This is a genomic window from Hydrogenophaga palleronii NBRC 102513, assembly GCF_001571225.1.
GTDB classification, from domain to species: Bacteria; Pseudomonadota; Gammaproteobacteria; order Burkholderiales; family Burkholderiaceae_C; genus Hydrogenophaga; species Hydrogenophaga palleronii.
The window spans coordinates 1-5932 of record NZ_BCTJ01000078.1; the positions used below are offsets into that span (position 1 = coordinate 1).

General features: G+C 69.8%; 7 protein-coding genes. 5 read left to right on the forward strand and 2 right to left on the reverse strand.

The window, feature by feature from the left end:
- Window positions 1-77 precede the first annotated feature (77 nt).
- Together dprA and HPA01S_RS22150 are read right to left on the reverse strand one after the other, a co-directional pair.
- Complete coding sequence (gene dprA / locus HPA01S_RS22145; RefSeq protein ID WP_066273630.1) at window positions 78-1178, reverse strand: DNA-processing protein DprA; 1101 nt, start codon at window positions 1176-1178, stop codon at window positions 78-80.
- A gap of 13 nt (window positions 1179-1191) precedes the next feature.
- The gene (locus tag HPA01S_RS22150) at window positions 1192-2430 is read right to left on the reverse strand and encodes a LysM peptidoglycan-binding domain-containing protein (RefSeq protein WP_066273632.1); all 1239 of its coding nucleotides are present in this window, start codon (window positions 2428-2430) and stop codon (window positions 1192-1194) included.
- Between the two features lie 277 nt (window positions 2431-2707).
- Between HPA01S_RS22150 and def the strand changes: the two genes are divergently transcribed.
- From def to HPA01S_RS22175, 5 genes are read left to right on the forward strand one after another with little or no spacing between them, the layout of a single operon-like run.
- Window positions 2708-3229 (forward strand): peptide deformylase, encoded by a 522-nt coding sequence (def, locus tag HPA01S_RS22155; protein ID WP_066273633.1) that lies wholly within the window; start codon window positions 2708-2710, stop codon window positions 3227-3229.
- On the forward strand, window positions 3226-3753 hold the full coding sequence (locus HPA01S_RS22160; RefSeq protein WP_066273634.1) for a hypothetical protein: 528 nt from the start codon (window positions 3226-3228) through the stop codon (window positions 3751-3753). The genes def and HPA01S_RS22160 overlap by 4 nt, the downstream gene beginning before the upstream one ends.
- Before the next feature lie 33 nt (window positions 3754-3786).
- Window positions 3787-4797 (forward strand): methionyl-tRNA formyltransferase, encoded by a 1011-nt coding sequence (gene fmt, locus HPA01S_RS22165; protein WP_066273636.1) that lies wholly within the window; start codon window positions 3787-3789, stop codon window positions 4795-4797.
- Window positions 4797-5537 carry an AzlC family ABC transporter permease gene (locus HPA01S_RS22170; RefSeq protein WP_066273637.1) on the forward strand — a complete coding sequence of 247 codons (741 nt, stop codon included), beginning with the start codon at window positions 4797-4799 and terminating at the stop codon, window positions 5535-5537. Before fmt ends, HPA01S_RS22170 begins: the two co-directional genes overlap by 1 nt.
- Complete coding sequence (locus HPA01S_RS22175; protein ID WP_066273643.1) at window positions 5530-5865, forward strand: AzlD domain-containing protein; 336 nt, start codon at window positions 5530-5532, stop codon at window positions 5863-5865. Before HPA01S_RS22170 ends, HPA01S_RS22175 begins: the two co-directional genes overlap by 8 nt.
- Window positions 5866-5932: the final 67 nt, after the last annotated feature.

A 5932-nucleotide genomic window follows, 5' to 3' on the forward strand; every position in this document is an offset into this window, starting at 1 on the left:
GGCAGAGCCGGACCCTCAGTGCCTTTGGTGGCTTCTCTCGTCTCGGGTCCCGCGCCGACGCAAGCGGGTGTTCCGTGTCAGCCCTGCGCCAGGCGTTGCAACAGCCCACCCGGCAAACGGCCCACCTCACCCGACAACTCCAGCTCCAGCAATTGCGCCTGCAAGTGGGCGGTGGGCAGGCCGGTGCGCGCCTGCAAGACGTCCAGGCTCACCGGGTCGTGGCCCATGGCGCGCAACAGGCTGTGTGCGTCTTCGTCGTGCAGGGGCAGGTCGCCTTGCAGGCTGGTGGCCACGGGCGGGCTCAGCCGCAGGTCTTCCAGAATGTCCTGTGCCGACTCGACCAGCTTCGCGCCCTGGCGGATCAGCGCGTGGCAGCCGCGCGATTGCGGCGCGTGGATCGAACCCGGGATGGCAAACACCTCACGGCCCTGTTCGGCCGCCAGCCGCGCCGTGATGAGCGAGCCGGACTGCACCGCGGCCTCGACCACCAGCGTGCCCTGGCACAGGCCGGCGATGAGGCGGTTGCGGCGCGGAAAGTTTTCGCGCAGCGGCGGTGTGCCCAGCGGGTACTCGCTCACGATCGCGCCGTGCTGCACGATGCGGCGCGCCAGCGCGGCGTGTTGCTGCGGGTAGACCCGGTCCAGGCCGGTGCCGACCACCGCTACCGTCGGGCCGCCGCCTTGCAGCGCGCCGTCGTGCGCCGCGCCATCCACGCCGAGCGCCAGGCCAGAGACCACGCAGACCCCGGCCTGGGCCAGTGCGTGTGCGAACTGGCGCGCGTTGCTTTCGCCCTGCGGCGTGGGGTTGCGGCTGCCCACGATGGCCAGGCGGCGTGCATGGTGCAGGGCCTGCGGGTCGCCCTGCACGTACAGCAACAGCGGCGGGTCTGCCATCTGCAGCAGCTCCGGCGGGTACTGCGCGTCACCCAGTGTGATCAGGTGGTGCTGTGCCTCCGCCAGCCAGGCCGACACGCGCTGAACCTGGGCGTCCAGGTTCGTGGGCACGGTTTCCAGTGCCCGTGCCGCGCGCGTGCCGAGCACGCTGTGCCAGGCCGCGGGGGCTTGCGCGAACACCGCTTCGGGTGGACCGAAGGCGGCGAGCAGCTTGCGCGCGGATTCCGGGCCGATGCCCGGTGTGAGCAACAGCCGCAGCCAGGCGGCCAGCTCGGGCCGGAGCATGGTGGGCAGTGGGTCAGGGGTTGATGAAGCGGTCGCCGACCTTCACGCCGTCGGTGATCTGCAGCACCAGGGCGTAAGACACCTTGTCGAAGGTGCGGAAGACCATCATCAGGCCGTTGCGCTCACCCGGCAGGCGCAGCTGTGGGCGTGCGCTGTCGGTGGTGTCGGTCACCAGGTTGCTTTCGCGTTGCAGCGCCAGCACGTGGCCACGCTCCAGGCCGTGTTCGCGGCCGCGGTTGATCGCCACCACCTGGTTCTGCGCCGCGTAACGCACGGCGTTGCCATAGACCGAAACGATCTGGCCGTTCTGCGCCGTCTCCGGCGCGCGCGGCACGAAGTGCGTCAGCTCGCGTTCGGGCTCGGGCAGCAGGCGGTCGCCGACGCGGATTTCTTCCTTGGCCGAGACGATGTCGATGCTGGCCGGCACCAGCTCGGTGGCCGACTTGTCGGCCAGGCTGGCACGCTGTGTTTCGCCGGAGACCAGCTGCGACTTGCCGACGTACTGCGCTTCGTAGCCCAGCACCTCGTTGGTGGTCGGGTCGCGCAGCGGCGTGGCGTTGCGGAACACGCGGTAGTCGATCGACTTTCCTTCGACCACGGTGAGCGGCTCACCCTGCACGCTGTCGCCGTAGAGGGCGCGGGCATAGGCGCGGTCACCGCGGGTCAGCAGCACGCGGTTTTCCTGCGTGGCCACGATGCGCGGTGCGCGCGCGAACGTGGCTTCGTCCACGATCATGGGCTCGGTCAGGAAGGATTCGATGGCTTGCATCGACACCGGCGGGATCGCCGAGTCGGCCAGGCTTTCGTAGCGGGTGCGGGGCGACACACGCACCGTGGTGGTGTCACCGGCGCCGGCGGGCCGCGTGCTGAGGTAGGCGCGCCCGTCCTGCTTGAGCAGGTACAGCACCTGGCCGGGGTAGATGCGGTGCGGGTTCTGGATGTCCTGGCGGTTCATGCCCCAGAGCTCGGGCCAGCGCCACGGTGTCTTGAGGAAGATGCCGGAGATCGCCCACAGGGTGTCGCCGCGCTTGATGGTGTAGCGGTCGGGCGCGTTCGGCGCCAGTTCGGACAGCGGCACCCCCCGTTGCGCGACCTGGTCGGCGGTGGCGCGCTGGCCCGGGGTGATGGGGAAGTTCTGCGCCGAAGCGGTGCCGACGATCAGCGTGGCGAGCACGACGGTGGCACGGGCCAGCGGGCGCAGCGAGCGGAAAGCGGACGGAACATCGGCGGACTGGCGGGTGTGCAATGGCATGAGGAGGCCCCTGGGCGGCGACCCGCGGTGCGCGAACCTTGGCCCCGGAGGGACCGACGGCCGCTCGCCGAAGGCGCTCGTGTCTTGACAAGTCGCTTTTGATTTTGCGCCCAAGCCTTTGATTAGGCAATGTATATGGCGGAGGGGTTTCACGCGCCGTGCGAAAAGTGGCGAAAATAGCGACACCTGCTTCCGCCTGTCACCGTCGCGCCGCCAGCCGTCGCCCCGCTGCTTTGGACGCCCTGTCTGGCCCCTGTCCCGAACCTGTCGATTTGCCATGAACCCGCCGCCGCTTCTGACCATCCTGAGCTACCCCGATCCGCGTTTGCACACGATTGCCAAACCGGTGGCGGTGGTGGACGACCGCGTGCGCGAACTCGTGGCGCGCATGTTCGACGCCATGTACGACGCCAACGGCATCGGCCTGGCCGCCACGCAGGTGGACGCGCACGAGCGCGTGGTCGTGATCGACGTCAGCGAGACGCGTGACCAGCCCATGGTGCTGATCAACCCCGAGATCACCTGGGCCAGCCCGGAGAAGCGCAAGGGCGAAGAGGGCTGCCTGTCGGTGCCCGGCATCTACGACGGCGTGGAGCGTTCCATCGCGGTGCATGTGCGCGCGCTCGATGCACAGGGCGAAGAACGCACCTACGAGGCCGAGGGCATGCTCGCGGTCTGCATCCAGCACGAGATGGACCACCTGATGGGCAAGGTGTTCGTCGAGTACCTGTCGCCGCTCAAGCGCGAGCGCATCAAGTCCAAACTGGTCAAGGCACAACGCGAGGCACTACGCGCATGAACATCACCGCCTCTTTCTCCCGCCGTGTGCTGGTCTCGCTGGCGCTGTGCGCCGGCGTGCTGGCACTGTCGGCCTGTTCGCTGATGCCCGAGCGTGTGGCAGCGGGCACGCCGCGCGCGGAGATCGAGTCGCGCCTGGGCAAACCGACCCTGGTGCACACGCTGCCCGACGGCGGCACGCGCCTGCAGTACTCGGGCCAGCCCGCCGGCCAGTGGGTGCACAACATGGACCTCGACGCGCAAGGCCGGCTGCTGCGCCAGGCCCAGGTGCTGGACGCCGGCTGGTTGCAGCAGAACATCCAGATCGGCCGCTGGACGCGCGACGACGTGTACCTGAACCTGGGCAAGCCGGCGCTCATCGAGCGTGTTGCGCGGTTCGACGGCGACATCTGGACCTACCGCTTTCTGGAGATGGGCCGTCCGCGCCAGGTGCACGTGCACCTCGACCCGGCCGGCGTGGTGCGCCAGCTGATGTTCACCGACGAACCGATGGACGACCCCGGCGACGCCAATTACTCGCCCTGAACGCAGGCTTCCAGGCCTGCCCCTACCCCGACCATGAACATCATCTTTGCCGGCACGCCGGTGTTTGCGCGCGTCGCGCTGGAGCGGCTGCAGGCCGCCGGTTTCAACGTGCCGCTGGTGCTCACCCAGCCCGACCGCCCGGCCGGCCGCGGCATGAAGCTGCAGGCCTCGCCGGTCAAACAGCTGGCGCTGGAGCACGGCATAGCGGTGGCGCAGCCACGCAGCCTGCGGCTGGACGGCAAGTACCCCGACGAGGCACGCGCGGCGCAGGAAGCGATTGCAGCGGCGCGGGCCGACGCCATGGTGGTCGCCGCCTACGGCCTGATCCTGCCGCAGTGGGTGCTCGATGCCATGGGCCCGTTGGCGCCCGAGGGCAGCCGCCGGCTCGGCTGCCTGAACATCCACGCCTCGCTGCTGCCGCGCTGGCGCGGTGCGGCGCCGATCCACCGCGCCATCGAGGCCGGCGATTCGCAGACCGGCGTGACCATCATGCAGATGGACGCCGGCCTGGACACCGGCGACATGCTGCTGCTCGAACGCCTGGACATCCGAGACGACGACAGCACCGGCAGCCTGCACGACCGGCTGGCCGATCTGGGCGGGCGCCTGATCGTCGAGGCGCTGGAGATCGCGGCCTGCGGCGGCCTGAGTGCCACACCGCAGCCCACCGAGGGCATCACCTACGCGCACAAGATCGAGAAGGCCGAGGCCGCGCTCGACTGGCGCGCGCCGGCCGCCACACTGGCGCGCCAGGTGCGCGCCTTCAACCCGGCGCCCGGTGCGGCCACCGCGCTCGCGGGCGAGGCCATCAAGGTCTGGGCCGCGCACGCCGAGGGCAGCCACGCGGGGCCGGTGCCGGGCGAGGTGCTGGCGGCCGATGCCGAGGGCATTCGCGTGGCCACCGCCAGCGGTGTGCTGGTGCTGACCGAGTTGCAACGCGCCGGCGGCAAGCGCCTGCCGGCGGCCGATTTCCTGCGCGGTTTTGCGCTCGCGCCGGGGCAAGTGCTCGACGCCTCGGTCACGCCAGCGAAAGCGGCGGCCTGATGTTCCTGCAAAAGAAATACCGCGACCACCCCGAGTACTGGGAAGGCGTGCGGGAACAGGTGTCGGTGGCCATGGGCATCGCCGCCTGGGGCCTGATGACCGGCGTGGCCATGGTGCAGTCGGGCATGTCGGCGCTCGAAGCGGTGCTCATGACCCTGATCGTCTACGCCGGCAGCGCGCAGCTTGCGGCCGTGCCCATGATCGCCGCCGGCGCGCCGCTGTGGGTGATCCTGGCGGCGGCTTTCTGCGTCAACCTGCGCTTCGTGGTGTTCTCGGTCCACCTGCGGCCGTACATGATGCACATGCCGCGTGGCGAGCGCCTGATCAAGGGCTACCTCACCGGCGACCTGACCTACGTGTTCTTTGCGCGCCGTTACCCGCACCCGGGCACCACGCCCGAAGAGCTGGGCCGCCAGCAGTCCTTCCTCATGGGCAGCTGCGCCATGAACTACCTGTCGTGGATGGGCAGCAGCCTGGTGGGCGTGGCCCTGGCGAATGCGATCCCGATGGCCTGGGGCCTGGGCTTTGCCGGCATCCTGGCGCTGCTCGGCGTGATGTGTTCGCTGGCCTCGTCGCGCCTGCGCCTGGTTTCGGCCGGTGTGGCCGGCGCGGCGGCGGTGGCGGCCTGGGCGCTGCCGCTCAAGCTCAACGTGCTGGTGGCGATTGCCAGCGCGGTGGCGATCTGCCTGGTGCTGGAAAAATTCCGGCCCGAAGACACGGGGCCGGCACACCATGTTTGACCTCGACCCCTGGACCTTTCTGGCCATCGTGGCGCTGGGTGGCATCACCGTGCTCACGCGTTGCTTCTTCTTCATCTCCAGCAAGCCCTGGCACCTGCCGCACTGGGCCCAGCGTGGCCTGCTGTACGCGCCCATCGCGGCGCTGGCGGCGGTGGTGGTGCCCGAGGTTGTCACGAACCAGGGCGTGCTGATCGACACCTGGAAAGACGCACGCCTGTTCGCCGCCGTCGCCGGCATGGCCTGGTTCTTCCGCAAACGCAGCGTGCTCGGCACCATCGTCTGCGGCATGGCGGTCTACCTGCCGCTGCGGCTGGGCCTGGGCTGGTAGCCGTTTCTCACGGACCCGCAACGAGAGAGGCCACGCCCACCAGAGGCAGCCAGGGTCCGGCTCCGCC

Bases quoted from the DNA above. Each gene is read 5' to 3' on its own strand.
- fmt (WP_066273636.1), top strand. From the start codon at position 3,787: ATGAACATCATCTTTGCCGGCACGCCGGTGTTTGCGCGCGTCGCGCTG.
- def (WP_066273633.1), top strand. From the start codon at position 2,708: ATGAACCCGCCGCCGCTTCTGACCATCCTGAGCTACCCCGATCCGCGT.
- HPA01S_RS22150 (WP_066273632.1), bottom strand. From the start codon at position 2,430: ATGCCATTGCACACCCGCCAGTCCGCCGATGTTCCGTCCGCTTTCCGC.
- dprA (WP_066273630.1), bottom strand. From the start codon at position 1,178: ATGCTCCGGCCCGAGCTGGCCGCCTGGCTGCGGCTGTTGCTCACACCG.
- HPA01S_RS22175 (WP_066273643.1), top strand. From the start codon at position 5,530: ATGTTTGACCTCGACCCCTGGACCTTTCTGGCCATCGTGGCGCTGGGT.
- HPA01S_RS22160 (WP_066273634.1), top strand. From the start codon at position 3,226: ATGAACATCACCGCCTCTTTCTCCCGCCGTGTGCTGGTCTCGCTGGCG.
- HPA01S_RS22170 (WP_066273637.1), top strand. From the start codon at position 4,797: ATGTTCCTGCAAAAGAAATACCGCGACCACCCCGAGTACTGGGAAGGC.